Raw genomic sequence first — 18,807 nt, 5'->3', positions numbered from 1 at the left:
ACCAAAACACCAAAGCCTGCCGGAAACGGCAGGCTTTTTCACGTGCAGGGTTTGGTCCCGTGGCCTTAGGCGTGGCCCGCTTCGCCCGAAAGAAGTTCCGGGGCAAAGCCCAGCTTGGCAAAGGCCTGTTCCCATTTGTCTTCGCAATCAACACCAAACAGAAGGTCGGCATCGGCATCGACATGCAGCCAGCCATTGGCAAGAATCTCGTTTTCAAGCTGCCCGCTGCGCCATCCGGCATAACCAAGGGCCAGAATACTGCTTTTCGGACCCTCGCCAAGCGCAATCTGTTCAAGAATATCGACCGTTGCCGTCACCGAAACACCCGGATCGACATGCAATGTCGCCTCGTTCTCAAAATCGGTGCTGTGCAGAACAAAGCCCCGCCCGCTTTCGACCGGTCCGCCGAAATGCACCTGAATATCTTCAATCGTCGGTGCCGGGCGCGCAATGCCAAGCTGTTCAAGCAATTCCGGGAAGGTGATGCTGTCAATCAGCCGGTTGATCACCAGCCCCATCGCCCCATCCTCGTTATGGGCACAGATATAAACCACGCTTTGCGAAAAACGCGGGTCGCGCATGCCCGGCATCGCCACAAGCAGCTTCCCTTCAAGATATTCGCCAGTGTGATCTCTAATTCCCATTCCCGAACTTTTCCTGTGCTGTTCACTCAAGCCTAGCGCGATCCGTCACACATTACCATCGAAAGCCACCCTTGGCGTCAAAACGGGTAAAAATGACATTGATCAAAGACGCAACGCGCCACTGCGTTACATGTAGGTAGCCTGACACGCAATCGACAGCAACACCGGCATAAAAATATGGTGTTTAAGATCACATCGATGGGCACACTGACCGGCACACCAACCGGCACACGTCCCGGTAACGCAGTCGTGCCTTGCCATGAACATCAACAGCTATTAGCCATCGCCACATGGCACAAGGCAGCCGTTTGTGCCATATCCATGAAATGGAACATCATCGTTCCTGCCGCGCCCCGAAAGATGTAAAAAGACTTCACGACCAGAAGGAAGCCACCGTGATCCGATCTTTGTTCCTAGCCCTTGGCCTTGTGATTGCGACTATCCCCCCGTTTGGTGCGGGTGCAAGCGCGCAGACAGCGGCCAGCAACTGGGTTGACGAGGATTTTGCATCACTCCGCCTGATCAGCGCACGCGATGCCATCAATGGCCGCGATGAAATCCGTCTTGGTCTTGAATTCGAACTTAAGCCCGACTGGAAAATCTATTGGCGCAGTGCCGGGGATGCCGGTTTCCCGCCGCAACTCGACTGGACCGGATCAACCAATATCGGCGACGGTCAAATCCGCTGGCCCGCCCCGCATCGTTTCTCGATCTTTGGGCTGGAAACCTTCGGCTACAAGGATCACATCATCCTGCCGATTGATGTCCCGGTGACCGATCCCGCACAGGCCGCCCATATCGAGCTTGATGTCGATTATCTGGTCTGTAGCGACGTCTGCATCCCGGCACAGGCAAACTTCACCCTCGATATCCCCGCCAGCCTTTCGGATGGCGCAAACGGCGATACAGCAGGCATCAGCCGCTTTGCCCACGATATCGAAAAATTCGCATCCCGTGTGCCGCTTCGCGGGGACAATCTGCCGATGTCGGTCACCGATATCTGGCAGTCGACCGCACAATCAGGCGAAAATGACCAGACCGTCCTGAATGTCGCGATCACCGGCCTTGATCAGACCGCATCCGACCCGGTCGAAATCCTGATCGAAGGCAATGTCCGCCTTGGCTTTGGCGTGCCGGTCCCGACCGCAACCGATGACGCAACCGGCACACAGCAGTTCCGGATTCCGATCTATGGCCTGAAAGACGATCAGACCACGATTGGCGATGACGTGATCGTCACCGTTATCGCCGGCCCCCTTGCCATCGAACAGGACCGTCAGATTGCCGCCGCGCCGTCTGGCACAAGCAGCACAAGCAGCACCACCAGCAGCAGCAGCAGCAACGCGACGTCCAGCCCCAGCATCGCCACCACCAGCCTGTGGTTGCTGGGCGCGCTGGCCCTTCTGGGCGGGTTTATCCTTAATTTCATGCCCTGCGTCCTGCCGGTCCTGTCGCTCAAGGTGATGTCGGCGATGAAGGCCCAAGGTTCTGAGCGCAGTGCGACGCGCCGCGGCTTCCTTGCCAGTGCGGCGGGCATCATCACCTCCTTCTGGCTGATCGCGGCCGTCCTGATCGCCATCAAGCTTGCCGGTGGCACGATTGGCTGGGGCATTCAGTTCCAGCAACCCCTGTTCCTGACCGTGATGACGATCATCGTGGCCCTGTTTGCCTTCAATATGTGGGGCCTGTTTGAAATCAATGGCCCGGCCGAACTCGGCAATGCCGCCAACGATACCATCACCGCGCGCGAAAAATCCGGTCACCATCTTGGCGGTCACTTCCTGACCGGCATGTTCGCAACCCTGCTGGCAACGCCGTGCTCCGCCCCGTTCCTTGGCACGGCGGTCGGTTTCGCACTGGCCGGAAGCAGCTTTGACATCTTCTGGATATTCACCCTGCTCGGCATCGGGCTGGCCGTGCCCTATCTGGCGATTGCCGCCCGTCCCGAAATCGCCCGCCTTCTGCCCAAACCGGGCCGCTGGATGGGCTTTGTCAAAGGCATTCTGGGCGTGGCCCTTGCTGGCACCGCCATCTGGTTGCTGTCGGTTCTGGCCGTGCAGATCGGGATGGCCGGGGCGATTGCGGTTGGCATCGCCCTTGTCATGGCCGGTATTCTTTTGTTTGCCCGCCATCGCTCGACGGTGCAGAAACGCAAATATGTCTTTACCGCACTCGCCACCCTTGGCGTGCTGGCCGCCCTGTTCGCACCGGGCTTTTCCAAGGCCCCGCTCAAGAACACCACATCGCGCACCAGCACCGAAACCCTGCCGTGGCGGCCCTTCGCCCCGGATGAAATCGCCCGCCATGTTGCCGATGGCAAAACCGTGCTGGTCGATATTACCGCCGAATGGTGCGTAACCTGTCAGGTCAATAAAAAGCTGGTCCTTGAAACCGACGATATGACCGCTGCCCTGACCGCCGATGACGTCATCCTGATGCAGGGCGACTGGACCCGTCCCGATCCGGTGATTTCGCAATATCTGGCGGGTTATGGCCGCTATGGCATTCCGTTCAATGCCGTATTCGGGCCCAAGGCACCGGACGGTGTTCTGCTGTCCGAACTGCTTGGCAAACAGGAAGTCCTTGATGCCATCGCCCGCGCATCTGGTGGTACCGACCTTGTGAAAAAGTGATGTGATGCACATCTTTTCGGGATCACGATAAACCGTGACAAAGATTTGAAACCATCGAAACCCCAACGGATATGATTGAAGATCAACCCGTTTTGCTGTTTGATGGCCCTAGAGCCTTTTCCGTTGGGTTTGGCGAACAAAATCGCTTCAATCCCAACGGAAAAGGCTCTACCCAATCACCAGAACAAGGGCGGCAATCAAGCCCCCCGCATGACGGAGAAAACCCCATGACCATCGAAGTCGGCAGCAAACTTCCCGAAGTCACACTTTTCCGCGCCACCGCCGACGGCCCCGAAGCCGTCAACACCAACGAATTTTTCGCCGGTCGCAAGGTCGTTGTCTTTGCCGTGCCGGGCGCTTTCACCCCGACCTGCTCGGCCAAACATCTGCCGGGCTTCGTTGCCAATGCCGATGCCATCAAGGCAAAGGGTGTTGATGAAATCGTCTGCCTGGCATCGAACGATGCCTTTGTTCTGAACGCCTGGGCAAAGGCCGAAAATGCCGGTGAAAACATCACCATGCTGTCCGATGGCGACCTCGCCTTTGTCAGCAAGACCGGCCTTGAACTGGACCTGACCGGTCGCGGTCTTGGCAAACGCGCCAACCGCTTTGCCATGATTGTCGATGACGGCAAGGTCACTGATCTTGCGGTCGAAGAACCCGGTGCCTTTGACGTGTCGAGTGCCGAAACCGTGCTGGGCAAACTCTAAGCCCGAAACACCTGCAAAAAGCAAAAAGCTCCGCCTGATCCGCGGAGCTTTTTATTTTGATGCCGCATCCTTGGGGGCAGGCCCCTAACGCGGCAGCAAAACCGGTATTGGTTCTGACCGGCTGTCAAAATCGCATTCAAAAGTCGGGTCGGTGTGTTTGGCAATGAAATGCACCACACCTTCGCGGAAATCTTCCTTGATCGGCGACCAGCTCATGAAGACACCGCCGCGATTGTCATATTCGCGAATGTCACGGTCATGGGACAGTTCAACAAAACTGTGGCCCAGATCTTCGGTGGCCCCGGCGACCAGCCATGACGGTTTGATCCCGCCATGCCACAGCAGATAGACACCGCCAACATTGTCAAGTTTCAGCTCGCTGAAATCATCGATCATGAACAGGCGATAATACTCGCCACGCGGGCTTTTCCGCCATTTGATATCTTGTGCCTTTGGCTGGCGCAAAGTGCCAAGCGACCAGAATCCCATTTCATCCTCCAAGCGCACCAAAACGCGCGCAACTGCACGTCACACGCATCCCAACGCTGCTTTTGTTTTTATGAATTCCACTATATCGGAAAACCGTAAACTTTTGGTTGACCGATTACAAATCGCGATATCGCAAAATCCTGTTCTTAAACAAGACTTATTCTGGGTTTCAACCCTGAATATAAGACGCGTACCCCGATTTGGAAATACTCAGTCGAACAATTTGTCGATGTCGTCCTGACTGATCCCCTCGCCTTCCAACTGCGGACCATTCAGAAGATCGTCATCCTCGTTCTTCGGCGTCCCGTCATCATTTTCGGGAACCGGCAGATCGGTAAAGGCATCCTCGCCCCAGATCAGGATCATGTTGTGAACCCGTTCTTCAACGAATTCAAGGGTCCGAACCACCTTGTTGATGCGCTGGCCGGTGATGTCCTGGAAGTTACAGGACTCGAAAACCTTGGTGACCAGAAACGCGATCTGTTCGACATGTTCGGCCACAAAGTCGGATGGTGCCGAATTTTTAAGCGTCATCGCCAGATCGTCGATCTGTTCGGCGGATTCAAGGATCGTATGCGTTGCCATTTCCGTATCCTTGATGATCGCATCAAGTTCGGTGGTCGCACTGACAAGGCGGTCATCCTCGGCCTTCGGATGACGCAGCGACGCGATCTGCATCTTCGCCCTGTGAATATGTTCGTTCATTTCCTCGATCTGCTTGCGGATCAGTTCAAGGTCGTCTTTGTCCGGTTCCGACGCACCCGGACGATTGCTATGGGTAAAATTGCTGCTGACCGGATCGGGCAATACATCCATCGCATCGCCATCCGATCCCGGTGCGATATGGGCGGCATCAATACTGCCCCCGGCACGCACCGCATCGCGCAGTTGGGCGACTTCCGACCTCAGGGCACGAATTTCATCAAGTACAGCCTGATTGATCCCGGATGCCTCAACGGTCGCAGCCAGTTTCGGCGCTGGCAATGGCGCACCTGCACCCATACCGGTTTCAAGCGTCGGATCGAAAAAGGAATCCGACCAATCTTCCACCACACCACCCGAACGTTCTTTTAAACGGCGTTCTGCGGTGAAAACCTTCTGCACGCGACGTGTCATGGCTGACTTCAATCCTCCGGCAACGGGCTTGACCCGATCCCTGTTCCCCCGATCACCCACCCCCGTGGTCAGATGATCACATTAAAACGAGTATAAGGGTCCAGATTGCTACAAGTCCAATGGGTTTCAAGAACAAGCCTTTGAAAAAGAACACCCCGGCCAGATGACCGGGGTGCGCAAAAAGGTTATGTTGCGTTGCAAATCAAGCAGTTTCAGGCATCCAGCGCAAAACCGGCTTTCTTGCCGCCGCCGTTTCGTCAAGACGACGACGCGGTGTCAGATACGGCGCATTTTTAAAGAATTCCGCATCGCCCGATTCTGCCTTGGCCACCAATGCCAGCACCGCATCGCAGAACTGATCAATCGATTCCTTGGTTTCGGTTTCCGTCGGCTCGATCAAAAGCGCACCATGCACCACCAGCGGGAAATACATGGTCATCGGGTGGAAGCCCTCATCAATGATCGCCTTGGCAAGATCCAGCGTCGAAACACCGGTATCTTTCAGGAAATCATCGTCAAACAGCGCTTCATGCATGCAATAGCCGGGGAATGCCACGCTCAGCTTGTCTTTCAGACGCGCCAGCAGATAGTTGGCATTCAGCACCGCATCGCCCGATGCCTGACGCAATCCATCCGCACCGTGGCTTTTCATATAAGCCAGCGCACGAATGAACATGCCCATCTGGCCGTGGAACCCTTTCAGGCGACCGAACGGCTTGTTGCCATCCTTCTCGTCTGCGGTTTCCACCAGATGGAATGTCTCGCCCTTGCGCACGACATAGGGGATCGGTGCAAACGGGGCCAGTGCCTCGGAAAACACAACCGGACCCGAACCCGGTCCACCGCCGCCATGCGGGGTCGAAAAGGTCTTGTGCAGGTTGATATGCATCGCATCAATGCCAAGATCGGCCGGGCGTACCCGTCCGACAATCGCGTTGAAGTTCGCCCCGTCGCAATAGAAATACCCACCGGCCGCATGGACCAGATCGGCAATCTTGCGAACGTCGCGTTCAAACAGGCCACAGGTATTCGGGTTGGTCAGCATGATCCCCGCAACATCGTCGCCAAGCTTGGCTTCGAACGCCGCAAGGTCGACACGGCCATCTTCGGTGGCCGGGATCGAATCAACCGTGAAACCGCACGCTGCGGCCGTTGCCGGGTTGGTCCCGTGGGCCGATTCCGGCACCAGAACACGACGACGGTTTTCACCGCGCGCATCAAGGGCCGCCCGGATCGCCATCATGCCGCAAAGTTCGCCCTGTGCGCCCGCTGCTGGCGACATGGCAACCGCTGGCATACCGGTCAGAACCAGCAACCAGTGTGCGCAACTGTCAATCAGTTCAAGCGCGCCCTGCACCGTGCTTTCGGGCTGCATCGGATGCAGGTCGGCAAGACCGGGCATCCGCGCAACCTTTTCATTCAGGCGCGGGTTATGTTTCATCGTGCACGAACCCAGCGGGAAGAAGCCGGAATCGATGCCAAAGTTTTTCTGCGACAGGCGCGTGAAATGACGCACAACCTGCGGCTCGGACAGGCCCGGAAGACCGACATCGCTATCGCGATCAAGGCCGCCAAGGCGTGATTTGATGCCCGCTGGCTTCGGAAGGTCAACACCGGTACGCCCCGGTTCGCCCATCTCGAAAATCAGCTTTTCCTCAAGCACAAGGCCACGGTTACCGGTATGGGTGGTAAAGCTCATGCCAGCACCTCCTTCAATGCAGACGCAAGGTCCGCGATGTCTTCGTCGGTGTTGGTTTCGGTCGCCGCCACCAGCATGTAATGGTCCAGATCGTCCCGGTTCGGATACAGGCGCGACAACGGAACCCCGCCAAGGACACCCTTGCCAACCAGGGCCTCGACCACCTCGGCTGCCGGTTTGGCAAGCTTGACGGTGAACTCGTTAAAGAAGCTGTCATTGACAACTTCCGCACCCGGCACCGCATTGATCGCATCGGCGGTCTTGCACGCGGTTTCATGGTTAAGCGTTGCCACACCACGATACCCGTCTTCACCCAGAAGGCTCATATGCACCGTAAAGGCCAACGAACACAGACCGGAATTGGTGCAGATGTTCGATGTCGCCTTTTCGCGGCGGATATGCTGTTCACGCGTCGAAAGTGTTAGAACAAAACCGCGTTTGCCGTCCTGATCGACCGTCTCGCCACACAAACGACCCGGCATCTGGCGTACCAGTTTGCTGGTCGTGGCAAAAAGCCCGACATATGGCCCGCCATAGTTCAGGTTGTTACCAATCGACTGGCCTTCGCCGCAAACGATATCCGCGCCAAAGCTGCCCGGCGATTTGATCGCGCCAAATGCCATGGCCTCGGTAAAGACCACGATCAGAAGCGCCCCCTTGGCATGGCACGCATCCGCAAGCTTGGTGTGATCCTGAATGCGTCCGAAAACGTCCGGGTACTGCACCACCACACACGCCGTCTGATCATCAATCAGATCGTCAAGCTCGTCGGCGGTTGCCTGCTTTTCCGGGTGCCCGTCACGACCGGCAACTTCGGTATCGCTATACTGGCAATAGGTTTCGGTGACTTCACGGTAATGCGGATGCAAGCCACCCGACAGAACCGCTTTCTTGCGGCGCGTGGCCCGGCACGCCATCAGAACGGCCTCCGCGCACGACGTTGCCCCGTCCCACATCGATGCGTTGGCCACATCCATGCCGGTGATCGATGCCACCTGGGTCTGGAATTCGAACAGATACTGCAACGTCCCTTGCGCGATTTCCGGCTGATACGGGGTATAGGCCGTCAGAAACTCACCGCGCTGGATGATGTAATCGACCGTGGCCGGGACATGGTGGCGATACGCCCCCGCCCCCAGGAAACTTGGCACGCTGGCCGTGCCCATGTTTTTGGCGGCCAGTTTCGCCATGTCGCGCTCGACCTGCAATTCACCAAGATGATATGGCAGATCGACCGGCTCGGACAGCAACGCGCCGTCGGGCACGTCGCTATATAACTCGTCAACGGACCCGGCCCCGATGGTTTCAAGCATCGAGGCGCGATCCGCACTGGTTAGCGGAAGATAACGCATATCTTAAAGGCCTTCGACAAAGTCTTTATACGCAGCTTCGTCCATCAGCTCATCAAGCTGGGACTCATCGGAAAGTTCCATGCGGAAGAACCAGCCATCGCTTTCCGGGGCTTCGTTCACCAGTGCCGGATTGTCATCAAGCTCTTCGTTGGCTTCGACAACGACACCATCAAGCGGCGCATAAACGTCGCTGGCGGCCTTGACCGATTCGACAACCGCCGCATCGCCATCCTTGGTCAGCTTTTTGCCAACTTCCGGCAGCTCGACATAAACGATATCGCCAAGCGACTGCTGGGCGTAATCGGTAATGCCAACGGTCGCGACACCGTCTTCATATTCAACCCATTCATGTTCCTGCGAGAATTTTTTAGCCATGGTAATTCGTCCCTGTAAGATCAGTTGTCTCTAAAATCTCGGTATCTTTTGCGGGCCGCAAACGCTGCCCGAACTCTTTTTTTTCTGATGATCAGCCGCGATAGTAACGATGTGCCGCAAACGGCAGCTCGACGATTTCCGCCGGGCGTGCCTTGCCGCGCACCATCAGATCGACTTTGGTACCCGGGGCGGCAAATTCAATTGCGACATATCCCATCGCAATCGGGCCATCCACGGTCGGGCCGAAACCACCGCTGGTGATTTCGCCAATTTCTTCGCCGTCACTGTTCAAGACCGGCGTATGTTCACGCGCCGGGGCCTTGCCTTCGGGTTTGATCCCGACACGTTTGCGATCCGCGCCATTGGCAAGCTGATCAAGGATGACATCCGCCCCCTTGAACCCGCCTTCTTCGCGACGACGCTTGTTGATGATCCAGTTAAGGTCGCCTTCGACCGGGGTGGTCGTGGTATCGATATCGTTGCCATACAGGCAAAGACCGGCTTCAAGACGCAGCGAATCGCGCGCGCCAAGGCCAATCGCCTCGACCTCGTCCTCTGCCAACAACTTGCGCGCCAGATCTTCGGCGCGCTCGTTCGGCACGGAAATCTCATACCCGTCTTCGCCGGTATAGCCCGACCGAGTGACAAAGCACGCGATACCGGCAATATCGATCTCGGCAAAGCTCATGAATTTCATCTCGGCAACCGAGGGTGCAAACCGCGCCAGCACGCGGGCGGCATCCGGGCCCTGCAATGCCATCAATGCGCGGTCATCAATCTCGATCAGCTCCACACCGTTATCCAGATTGGCCCGCATATGGACAATGTCATCATCCTTGCATGCGGCATTGATCACCAGAAACAGGCTGTCGCCCGCATTGGTGATCATCAGATCATCCAAAATCGTGCCATCGTCATTGGTGAAGGCGGAATAACGGGTGCGGCCGGGTTTGAGGATCGCGATGTCACCGGGTACGAGCTTTTCAAGCTCGGCGACGCGATGTTCGCCGGTCAGGCGGACCTGCCCCATATGCGAAACATCAAACAGACCGGCCTTCGCACGGGTATGCAGATGTTCGCCCTTCACCCCCAGCGGATATTGCACCGGCATGTCATAACCGGCAAACGGCACCATCTTGGCACCCAGTTCCACATGCAAATCATAAAGGGCGGTTTTCAGCAGTTCGGTTTGATGATCGGCCATCAAGGTCTCCAGACAGGCGTTGCGAAACATAGCCGACCAGTGGCCAACCACGTCCCCCTCTGTCTTGGAGCCTGAAAGAATCACAGCCGGTTTGAATACCGGTCTGCTTACATCTTCGGCGAGGCGCACATCCATGTTCGATGCCGCCTGCTTTCCAGAGTCCCATCTCCCCGCGGTCCGTTTGCCTGAGAGTTTCCGGGGTGGTTGCTCCTTCGGCGTCCGCGCAATCCCTATCGATGTAATCACGCACATCAATCAAGACCGTGGCACTCTCCCACGGGGATCATTTGGGTATGCCTCCTTATACGGATTTGAATCCGACCAGACCAGCCCCAAAAATCATATCCTCTCCACCCCATCCATTGGTATGAGGATTAAAAGCCCTTTTTTGCCCCTCCGGCAAATGTCCATTATTTTGTATGAGGATTACCGAAAACGAACTTTTGTTCAGAAACGAAAATCCCGCCACGCGAGGCGGGCGGGATTTGATTACTCACTAAAAATGAATAATAGGCCGGATTATTAATTTTTTCCGAAGCGTCGATTGTAATCAAGCTGATCGGCACTCAGCTGGAAACCAAGGTAAATTTCATAGTCCGGACCGGCCCAGATATCGTCCAGCGGCACGTTCAAAGTCACCTGCTCGTCGCGATACCGCGCCAGGTTCAAATTGCTCGGAAACGCCATGTCGACATCAAACAGATTCTTCTGGATAAACTCGCCAGACGGGTCCTTAAGGGCTACGAAATACTGGAGTTTTGCGTTGCGGCCCTGTGCGGCCGGGCCCAGTTCGGCATTGATCACCGGGCTGATCACGACGTTCAGGATCTTGTCATCAAGGTCATAACCGCAATCACCCAGATAACCGCCAAATTCGGCTTCAAGGATCACATCGGTCAGGTCCTTGCCCTGACCGCTGAACTGCACCAGTCGGGCGGTATCATTGGGCAGGAAGGCCCGCGGACATGCCGGAACCGGCTGCTCTTCGAACGGGTTGCTGCTGCACGCCGCCAGAAAACCGGCAAACGACACCAAACCCAATGCACAAACACGCCGCAGTCCGTTCGCAATCGTCATCCAAGCCTCTATAGAACTGGTCAAATTCGCGGTCATCCCCCACCATGGGCACAACCGCGCGCAGTCTATTCGCTCCGATATGGCGACACAACCCGCTTCCGTTTCAAATCGCGGTATGGGGCGTAAATACATGGCCGGACATAGCTGAACATGCATCTTTACACGGTGTCTGTCATTGCGTGCACGGTGCTGGCGGGTTATGTAACGAAGACATTTGAATAATCGCGGCGATATGCCGCGCATCATGAACATTCGGACCCGTATCATGTCTGACAAAGCCGACCTTCGGATCATCCTTGCCAACCCGCGCGGTTTCTGTGCGGGGGTGGATCGTGCGATCGAGATCGTCGAAAAGGCGCTGGTAAAGTATGGCGCGCCAGTCTATGTCCGCCACGAAATCGTCCACAACAAATTCGTGGTCGACCGCCTGCGCGATATGGGCGCTGTTTTTGTCGATGAACTCGATAGCGTCCCGGATGGCGTGCCAGTAATCTTTTCCGCGCACGGTGTGCCGAAATCGGTCCCCGAAGCCGCCGAAAGCCGCCAGCTTGAATATCTTGATGCGACCTGCCCGCTGGTGTCCAAGGTCCATCGTGGGGCTGAACGCCACCATGCAGATGGCAAACATATCCTTCTGATCGGCCATGCCGGTCATCCCGAAGTCATCGGCACCATGGGGCAGTTGCCACCGGGCAGCATGACCCTGATCGAGACCGAAGAAGACGCCGAAAACCTTCAGGTCGAAAACCCCGAAAACCTTGCGTTTGTGACCCAGACCACCCTGTCGCTGGACGATACGGCCAAGATCATCTCGATCCTGCAACGCCGCTTCCCGGCGATCGAGGTCCCGAAAAAAGAAGACATCTGCTATGCGACCACCAACCGCCAGCACGCGGTCAAGCTGATCGCGACCGATGCCGATGCCATTCTGGTTCTGGGCGCGCCAAACTCGTCAAACTCGAACCGTCTGGTCGAAGTCGCCAAACGCGAAGGATGTGACCGTTCGGTTCTGGTCGAACGCGCCAAGGATATCGACTGGTCCAAGCTTGACGGTATTTCGACGCTTGGCATTACCGCGGGCGCATCCGCCCCGGAAATCCTGGTCGAGGAAGTCATCGATGCCTGCCGTGAACGTTATAACGTCACGGTCGAAACCCTGACTTTGACCAATGAAAACGTCACCTTCAAGCTGCCCCGCCAGCTTGCCAGCTAACCCCGCCCTGATGCAGGAAATCCGGATATCCCATGGCCGTCTATACCGACGTTTCTGACGAAGATATCGCCCGTTTTGTTGCCGAATACGATATCGGCACCGTGATTTCGTTCAAGGGAATCGCCGAGGGTGTCGAAAATACCAACTTCCTGCTTCAGACCGATCAGGCATCCTTCATCCTGACCCTGTATGAAAAGCGTGTGAACCCGGATGACCTGCCGTTTTATCTGGGCCTGATGGATCATCTGTCGGCCAAGGGGCTGAATTGCCCGACACCGATCCACGGCAAGGACGGGGTTGCGTTACGCCGTTTGTGCGGACGTCCGGCCGCCATCACATCCTTCCTGAACGGCATGTCGCCACGCCGGATCATGCCCCATCACTGCACCGGGCTTGGTGCAGCACTGGCGCAACTGCACACCGCCGGTCAGGATTTCGACATGTATCTTGGCAATGCGCTAAGCGTTACGGGCTGGCGCCCGCTGTTTGAAAGCTGCCGTGCCGATGCCAACGGCGTTCAGCCCGGCCTTGAAAAACTGATCGAGGATGAACTGGCCTTTCTTGAAGCCAACTGGCCCCATCAGTTGCCTGCGGGCGTGATCCATGCCGACCTTTTCCCCGATAACGTGTTTTTCTTCCCGGGCAAGGATGACGTATCGGGCCTGATCGATTTCTATTTCGCGTGCAATGACCTTCTGGCCTATGACATTGCGATCTGCATGAATGCCTGGTGTTTCGAACCTGATAACAGTTTCAACGTCACCAAGGCCCGCAACCTTCTGTCAAGCTATGGCAAGGTGCGTGCATTGTCAGATGACGAACTGGCCGCCCTTCCGATCCTTGCACGCGGGGCGTCTTTGCGGTTCCTGCTGACCCGTCTTTATGACTGGATCAACACGCCCAAGGACGCGCTGGTTACGCCGAAAAACCCGCGCGAATACATCAATAAACTGCGTTTCCATCAACGGATCGACAGTGCCAGTGCCTATGGCCTGGGCGAGGAATAGAATTACATGACCGGAACGGACAATAAACGCGTCGAAATTTATACCGACGGCGCGTGCAGCGGCAATCCCGGCCCCGGTGGCTGGGGCGCGATCCTGCGATTTAATGGCGTGGAAAAGGAAATGTCGGGCGGCGATCCGGAAACCACCAACAACCGCATGGAAATGATGGCCGCCATCAGCGCGCTTGAAGCGTTAAAGCGTCCCTGTGTTGTCGATATCTACACCGACAGCAGCTATGTCCGCGACGGAATTACCAAATGGATTTTCGGCTGGCAGAAACGCGGCTGGAAAACGGCGGATAAAAAGCCCGTCAAAAATGTCGAGCTTTGGCAAAGGCTTCTGGAAGCTCTTAAAACGCATAAAGTTGAATGGCACTGGGTCAAAGGACACGCCGGACACCCGGAAAACGAACGGTGCGACGAACTCGCCCGTCAGGCCGTGCCGAAATAAACCCGCCCTAAATAAGAAATCCGAAATAAACTGGCATACAAGTGCTTGAAGCTGCTGCACTTCGATCCAAAATAGATGGATCGGATTGCTTTTTGTGAACGCTATATGAAAAAAATGAAATCAAACTTGCTTTTGGGCTGACTTCCAGATTGAGTAACGTCAGTGTCAGGGGTGTTGGACCCCATCCTAAGGTCGGGTATGGTTGCCATTAACTAGTCGATAGTGGGTGCCGAGGAGAAATACGCTTGTCGCGCGGATCGTACGGCTTTTTACAACGGAAGTCGCTTAGCAGCCGATTGCTTTTTATCGCGCTGCCGCTGGTTTCCTTGTTCTCCCTCGCGCTGTTCGTTGTCTTCGGATACGTCAGTTACACGGTTCTGCGTGACGACCTGACTGAAAAAATCGAACAGACCGCCGACATCAATGCCCGCGTTCTGGCGACACCGTTCTGGTATCTGGATGTCGACAATATCGAATCCGCCCTGAATGCCATGAGCCGGGATCGCGATATTGTCGCCGTGCTGGCACTGGGTGCTGACGGCACCGAATTTGCCCATACCGGCGTGTCACAATCCGAACTGAACGACACCCTGCGTCTGTCACGGCGCGTGTTCTTTGAACGCAATAATGTGCGTCATGACGTCGGCGAACTTGTGATTTACTTCACAGAAGCCCGTGTTCAGGATTTGCTGTTCCGCCGGATGGTGATCGACATGATCCTGTTCGGTCTGCTGATTGCGGTTGTCGCCGCCAGCCTTCTGATCGCCAACAAACGGTCGATCAAGGAACCGCTGAACCGGCTTTTGCATTCCATCCGCATGACCAAGCATGGCCGCCTGCGCCGTCCGGTGGAATGGAACAGTTCCGATGAACTGGGTCTTCTGATTCGCGAATATAATGAAATGGTGACCCTGCAAGGGCAGGCACAGGAAGAAGCCCAGCGCAAACAGGCCCTTCTCGAAGCAACCCTTCACAATATCGGCCAAGGCATCTGCCTGTTCGATCAGGACCTGAACCTGATGGTCTGGAACGAACGCTATATCGAATTGCTGAACCTGCCGCGCGATCTGGTCAAGGAAGGCACACCGCTTTCCGATATCCTGCGTTACAACGCCGAACGCGGCGAATATGGCGATGTCAGCATTCAGGCCCTGATTTCCGACCGGGTGGCGATTGCGCGCCGTCGCGAACCGTACCGCATGGAACGCACCCGCCCGAATGGCCGGGTCGTTCAGGTGGACCACAACCCGATGCCCGGCGGCGGTTACGTTGCGACCTATACCGACATTACCGAACGCAAACAGACCGAAGCCCGCATGCGCCATCTCGCCGTGCATGACGTCCTGACCAGCCTGCCGAACCGCACCCTGTTCCTTGACCGTCTGCGTCAGGCATTGCTATCCGCCCGCCGGTTCCAGCGCGGGGTCACGGTGCTGTTTGTCGATCTGGACCGATTCAAGGACATCAACGATCACTTTGGCCATGATGTCGGCGATCTGATGATCCAGGAAATGGGGCAGCGCCTGTCACGGATCATCCGTGATTCCGATACCGCCGCCCGCCTTGGCGGCGATGAATTTGCCATCATCCAGACCGATGTGCAGAATATCGAAGACACCATCGCCCTTGCCCAGCGCATCATCGATGAACTTTGCCAACCATTCGATTGCCGTGGCATCCGCCTGCATTCAACCGCCAGTGTCGGCATCACCCTGTTCCCCGAAGACGGCGAGAATCCCGAACAGCTGGTCAAAAACGCCGATATGGCGATGTATGCCGCCAAGGCCGAAGGGCGCAACAATTACCGGTTCTTCCTGCCGTCGATGCACGAGAGGGTCAAGGAACGCAAAACCATCGAAGAAGATCTGCGCAACGCGCTCGAATATGATCAGCTTGAACTTTACTATCAGCCGAAAATCGACTGCCGCACCGAACGGGTTGTCGGCGCGGAGGCACTGGTGCGCTGGCACCACCCGGATCGTGGTCTGATCCTGCCGGGCGAATTCATTTCGGTGGCCGAGGAATGCGGCCTGATCAACCGGCTGGGCGCATGGGTTATGAACAAGGCCTGCCAACAGACGCAAATCTGGCGGGAAACCACATTGCCGGGCCTTCGGATCGCGGTGAACCTGTCACCGGCACAGTTCCAGGATGCCGAACTGGTCCGTTCTGTTACCAAAATCATGGATCAGACCCGCCTGCCCGATGGCACGCTGGAACTGGAAATCACCGAATCGATCCTGATGAACAACCCGGAAAAGGCCGTTTCCACCTTGAACGAGCTTAAGGCCCTTGGCGTGCGGATCGCGATTGACGATTTTGGCACCGGTTATTCATCGCTGAACTATCTGAAACGTTTCCCGGTTTCGTCGATCAAGATCGACCGGTCGTTTGTCAACGACATCCATGTCGATATGGATGACAAGGCAATTGTCGATGCGGTGATCGGCCTGGGCCACAGCCTTAATCTTGAAGTCGTCGCCGAAGGTGTCGAAGAAGTCGAACAGCACGAATATCTGCGCGACAAGGGATGCGACTTCATTCAGGGCTTCCTGTTTGCCAAACCTCTGCCCGCCGCAACCTTTGAAAGCTGGGTTCTTGAACGCCACGGCACTGAACAGGCACGGGTTGCCGTCAAGAGCTGAGCAAATCCGCAAAACCGCCGCAATCAATAAATCGCCGTTCCGGCTCCTTCCGGCTTGCCTTCGATGTTACGCGGTGCCGGATGTTCGGTTGATTTGCGATCCACCAGATCGACAATTTCGGAAATCACCCGGACCAGTTGGTAATCCTTGGGCGTGTAAACCGCCGATACCCCCATCTGGCGCAGGACAAGCATATCCGCATCCGGGATGATGCCGCCAACAACGACCGGGATATGCCCCGCCCCGTGGGCACGCAACCCATTCACGACTTCGCGCACCAGCGGCACATGCGACCCTGACAGGATCGAAAGCCCGATCACATGCGCGCCTTCGTCGATAGCATTGCGCACCAGTTCATCAGGTGTCCAGCGAATGCCATCATAAAGCACGTCGATCCCGGCATCGCCCGCCTTGACCGCGATCTGTTCCGCCCCGTTGGAATGGCCGTCCAGCCCCGGCTTGCCGACCAGCATTTTCATGCGTTCGCCAAGTTTTTCGGAAACCTCGTCCACGCGACTGCGCAGTTTCTTGATGTCTTCTTCGTCACCGGTCACGATCATCGATGTGATGCCGGTCGGCGCACGGTATTCGCCAAACACCTGACGCAGCGTTTCCGACCATTCCCCGGTCGTGACCCCGGCATGGGCACACGCAATCGAACTTTCCATGATGTTGCGATCTTCGCGGGCGGCGGCTTCAAGATCGGCAAGGCTTCTGGCAACCGCGGCCTGATCCCGGCCGGCCCGCCATTCTTTCAGCTTTTCAATCTGTTCCTGTTCGGCCATGTCATCGACCGTCAGGATCGATTTTTCCCCCGATGTCAGGGGTGATGCTTCGGTTTCGGTATAGGCATTCACACCGATCACCTTGGTCAGCCCGGTTTCGATATCGGCCAGACGGCGCGCATTGGATCGCACCAGTTCCTGTTTCATGTAACCAAGATCGACTGCGGCAATCGCCCCGCCCATGGCATCGATTTTCGCCAGTTCTTCGCGTGCACCGTCCTTAAGCAATCCGACCTTGCGTTCAATCGCCGGATTGCCGTCAAACAGGTCGTCATATTCCAGAAGGTCGGTTTCATAGGCCATGATCTGTTGCAGGCGCAGCGACCATTGCTGATCCCACGGGCGCGGCAGGCCAAGGGCCTCGTTCCACGCCGGAAGCTGCACGGCACGCGCGCGCGCATTCTTTGACAGCACCACCGACAGCATTTCGATCAGGATGCGATACACATTGTTTTCGGGTTGCTGTTCGGTCAGGCCAAGCGAATTGACCTGCACGCCATAGCGGAACCGGCGATATTTTTCATCGGAAATGCCATAACGATCCCGCGTGATTTCATCCCACAATTCGCAAAATGCCCGCATCTTGCAAATCTCGGTCACAAACCGGATACCGGCATTCACGAAAAATGAAATGCGCCCGACAACCTTGGCAAAATCTTCTTCGGGCACCTGACCGGATGCCTTGACCGCATCAAGCACGGCAATCGCAGTCGCCAGCGCATAGGCCAGTTCCTGCTCGGCAGTCGCCCCTGCTTCCTGCAAATGGTACGAGCACACATTCATCGGGTTCCATTTCGGAACCTCGCGATAGGTAAAGGCCGCAACATCGGTGATCAGTTTCAGACTGGGTGCCGGCGGGAAGATATAGGTCCCGCGTGACAGATATTCCTTGATGATGTCGTTCTGGGTCGTGCCTTGCAGGCTGTCGCGCGGCGTTCCCTGTTTTTCGGCAACGGCAATATAAAGCGATAAAAGCCATGCCGCCGGTGCGTTGATCGTCATCGATGTGTTCATCTGATCAAGCGGAATACTGTCAAACAGGGTCATCATGTCGCCCAGATGCGATACAGGCACGCCGACCTTGCCGACCTCGCCGCGCGCCAGAACATGGTCCGAATCGTAACCGGTCTGGGTCGGCAGATCGAACGCGACCGACAGCCCCGTCTGCCCCTTTGCCAGATTCTGGCGATACAGCGCGTTCGATGCGCTGGCCGAACTGTGCCCGGCATAGGTACGGATCAACCACGGGCGGTCGCGTTCCGGCTTTGCTGCACTGCGTTGATTTTCCATCGACATGGCGACCTCGCGTATCTTTATTACCCAAAAGCTTTATGTTTATTACAAGAAAACGTTATTAAATTACCTACTAGACATCACTTGGATAATTATATAACAATTTGTGCAACGC

15 protein-coding genes and 2 riboswitches are annotated in these 18,807 nt (G+C 56.4%); of the genes, 6 read left to right on the top strand and 9 right to left on the bottom strand.

The annotated features are described in order from the left end of the window. Positions 1–65: 65 nt before the first annotated feature. Complete coding sequence (locus tag SMB34_RS00725) at positions 66–644, bottom strand: YqgE/AlgH family protein (protein ID WP_007092278.1); 579 nt, start codon at positions 642–644, stop codon at positions 66–68. Positions 645–1,039: 395 nt separating this feature from the next. On the opposite strand from SMB34_RS00725, the gene SMB34_RS00720 reads away from it, so the two are divergent. Beyond that, a complete protein-coding gene (locus SMB34_RS00720; RefSeq protein ID WP_240478712.1) occupies positions 1,040–3,277 on the top strand; it encodes a protein-disulfide reductase DsbD family protein in 2,238 nt (745 codons plus the stop codon). Between the two features lie 227 nt (positions 3,278–3,504). Then, positions 3,505–3,987, top strand: a complete 483-nt coding sequence (locus tag SMB34_RS00715; protein WP_007092280.1) for a peroxiredoxin — start codon at positions 3,505–3,507, stop codon at positions 3,985–3,987. Positions 3,988–4,071: 84 nt separating this feature from the next. Here the strand turns inward: SMB34_RS00715 and SMB34_RS00710 are convergent, their stop codons facing one another. The 7 genes from SMB34_RS00710 to SMB34_RS00675 all read right to left on the bottom strand — a co-directional run bounded on the left by SMB34_RS00710 (position 4,072) and on the right by SMB34_RS00675 (position 11,299). After that, positions 4,072–4,476, bottom strand: coding sequence for a hypothetical protein (locus SMB34_RS00710; RefSeq protein WP_007092281.1), 405 nt, complete (start codon positions 4,474–4,476; stop codon positions 4,072–4,074). 210 nt (positions 4,477–4,686) lie between these two features. Next, the gene (locus SMB34_RS00705) at positions 4,687–5,592 is read right to left on the bottom strand and encodes a protein phosphatase CheZ (protein ID WP_037987146.1); all 906 of its coding nucleotides are present in this window, start codon (positions 5,590–5,592) and stop codon (positions 4,687–4,689) included. Positions 5,593–5,794: 202 nt separating this feature from the next. Further along, positions 5,795–7,291, bottom strand: a complete 1,497-nt coding sequence (gcvPB, locus tag SMB34_RS00700; protein ID WP_037987143.1) for an aminomethyl-transferring glycine dehydrogenase subunit GcvPB — start codon at positions 7,289–7,291, stop codon at positions 5,795–5,797. Then, the gene (gene gcvPA / locus SMB34_RS00695) at positions 7,288–8,643 is read right to left on the bottom strand and encodes an aminomethyl-transferring glycine dehydrogenase subunit GcvPA (protein ID WP_037987140.1); all 1,356 of its coding nucleotides are present in this window, start codon (positions 8,641–8,643) and stop codon (positions 7,288–7,290) included. Before gcvPA ends, gcvPB begins: the two co-directional genes overlap by 4 nt. A gap of 3 nt (positions 8,644–8,646) precedes the next feature. After that, on the bottom strand, positions 8,647–9,018 hold the full coding sequence (gene gcvH / locus SMB34_RS00690) for a glycine cleavage system protein GcvH (RefSeq protein WP_007092285.1): 372 nt from the start codon (positions 9,016–9,018) through the stop codon (positions 8,647–8,649). A gap of 91 nt (positions 9,019–9,109) precedes the next feature. Continuing rightward, positions 9,110–10,222 (bottom strand): glycine cleavage system aminomethyltransferase GcvT, encoded by a 1,113-nt coding sequence (gcvT, locus tag SMB34_RS00685; protein WP_037987460.1) that lies wholly within the window; start codon positions 10,220–10,222, stop codon positions 9,110–9,112. Between the two features lie 57 nt (positions 10,223–10,279). Then, positions 10,280–10,382, bottom strand: a riboswitch (glycine riboswitch). Between the two features lie 3 nt (positions 10,383–10,385). Further along, positions 10,386–10,509, bottom strand: a riboswitch (glycine riboswitch). Positions 10,510–10,744: 235 nt separating this feature from the next. Next, positions 10,745–11,299 (bottom strand): hypothetical protein, encoded by a 555-nt coding sequence (locus SMB34_RS00675; protein WP_007092287.1) that lies wholly within the window; start codon positions 11,297–11,299, stop codon positions 10,745–10,747. 265 nt (positions 11,300–11,564) lie between these two features. On the opposite strand from SMB34_RS00675, the gene ispH reads away from it, so the two are divergent. From ispH to SMB34_RS00655, 4 genes are all read left to right on the top strand, one after another. Next, entirely contained in the window at positions 11,565–12,512 is a 948-nt protein-coding gene (gene ispH, locus SMB34_RS00670; protein WP_007092365.1) for a 4-hydroxy-3-methylbut-2-enyl diphosphate reductase, read from the top strand. A 32-nt stretch (positions 12,513–12,544) separates the two neighbouring features. Continuing rightward, on the top strand, positions 12,545–13,519 hold the full coding sequence (locus SMB34_RS00665) for a homoserine kinase (protein WP_037987135.1): 975 nt from the start codon (positions 12,545–12,547) through the stop codon (positions 13,517–13,519). Between the two features lie 6 nt (positions 13,520–13,525). Continuing rightward, complete coding sequence (gene rnhA / locus SMB34_RS00660; protein WP_007092363.1) at positions 13,526–13,969, top strand: ribonuclease HI; 444 nt, start codon at positions 13,526–13,528, stop codon at positions 13,967–13,969. Between the two features lie 245 nt (positions 13,970–14,214). Then, on the top strand, positions 14,215–16,614 hold the full coding sequence (locus tag SMB34_RS00655) for a putative bifunctional diguanylate cyclase/phosphodiesterase (protein ID WP_231858548.1): 2,400 nt from the start codon (positions 14,215–14,217) through the stop codon (positions 16,612–16,614). A 23-nt stretch (positions 16,615–16,637) separates the two neighbouring features. Here SMB34_RS00655 and SMB34_RS00650 read toward each other — a convergent pair whose 3' ends face one another. Beyond that, complete coding sequence (locus SMB34_RS00650) at positions 16,638–18,695, bottom strand: protein meaA (protein ID WP_037987131.1); 2,058 nt, start codon at positions 18,693–18,695, stop codon at positions 16,638–16,640. Positions 18,696–18,807: the final 112 nt, after the last annotated feature.

Source organism: Thalassospira permensis NBRC 106175 (assembly GCF_000714555.1).
GTDB lineage: Bacteria > Pseudomonadota > Alphaproteobacteria > Rhodospirillales > Thalassospiraceae > Thalassospira > Thalassospira xiamenensis.
The sequence above is the reverse complement of the archived record's forward strand: the minus strand, read 5'-3'. Positions and strand labels throughout refer to the sequence as shown.

Excerpts from the sequence above, each read along its gene's own strand:
- SMB34_RS00725 (WP_007092278.1), bottom strand. The coding sequence starts at position 644 with ATGGGAATTAGAGATCACACTGGCGAATATCTTGAAGGGAAGCTGCTT.
- SMB34_RS00715 (WP_007092280.1), top strand. The coding sequence starts at position 3,505 with ATGACCATCGAAGTCGGCAGCAAACTTCCCGAAGTCACACTTTTCCGC.
- SMB34_RS00710 (WP_007092281.1), bottom strand. The coding sequence starts at position 4,476 with ATGGGATTCTGGTCGCTTGGCACTTTGCGCCAGCCAAAGGCACAAGAT.
- SMB34_RS00705 (WP_037987146.1), bottom strand. The coding sequence starts at position 5,592 with ATGACACGTCGCGTGCAGAAGGTTTTCACCGCAGAACGCCGTTTAAAA.
- gcvPB (WP_037987143.1), bottom strand. The coding sequence starts at position 7,291 with ATGAGCTTTACCACCCATACCGGTAACCGTGGCCTTGTGCTTGAGGAA.
- gcvPA (WP_037987140.1), bottom strand. The coding sequence starts at position 8,643 with ATGCGTTATCTTCCGCTAACCAGTGCGGATCGCGCCTCGATGCTTGAA.
- gcvH (WP_007092285.1), bottom strand. The coding sequence starts at position 9,018 with ATGGCTAAAAAATTCTCGCAGGAACATGAATGGGTTGAATATGAAGAC.
- gcvT (WP_037987460.1), bottom strand. The coding sequence starts at position 10,222 with ATGGCCGATCATCAAACCGAACTGCTGAAAACCGCCCTTTATGATTTG.
- SMB34_RS00675 (WP_007092287.1), bottom strand. The coding sequence starts at position 11,299 with ATGACGATTGCGAACGGACTGCGGCGTGTTTGTGCATTGGGTTTGGTG.
- ispH (WP_007092365.1), top strand. The coding sequence starts at position 11,565 with ATGTCTGACAAAGCCGACCTTCGGATCATCCTTGCCAACCCGCGCGGT.
- SMB34_RS00665 (WP_037987135.1), top strand. The coding sequence starts at position 12,545 with ATGGCCGTCTATACCGACGTTTCTGACGAAGATATCGCCCGTTTTGTT.
- rnhA (WP_007092363.1), top strand. The coding sequence starts at position 13,526 with ATGACCGGAACGGACAATAAACGCGTCGAAATTTATACCGACGGCGCG.
- SMB34_RS00650 (WP_037987131.1), bottom strand. The coding sequence starts at position 18,695 with ATGTCGATGGAAAATCAACGCAGTGCAGCAAAGCCGGAACGCGACCGC.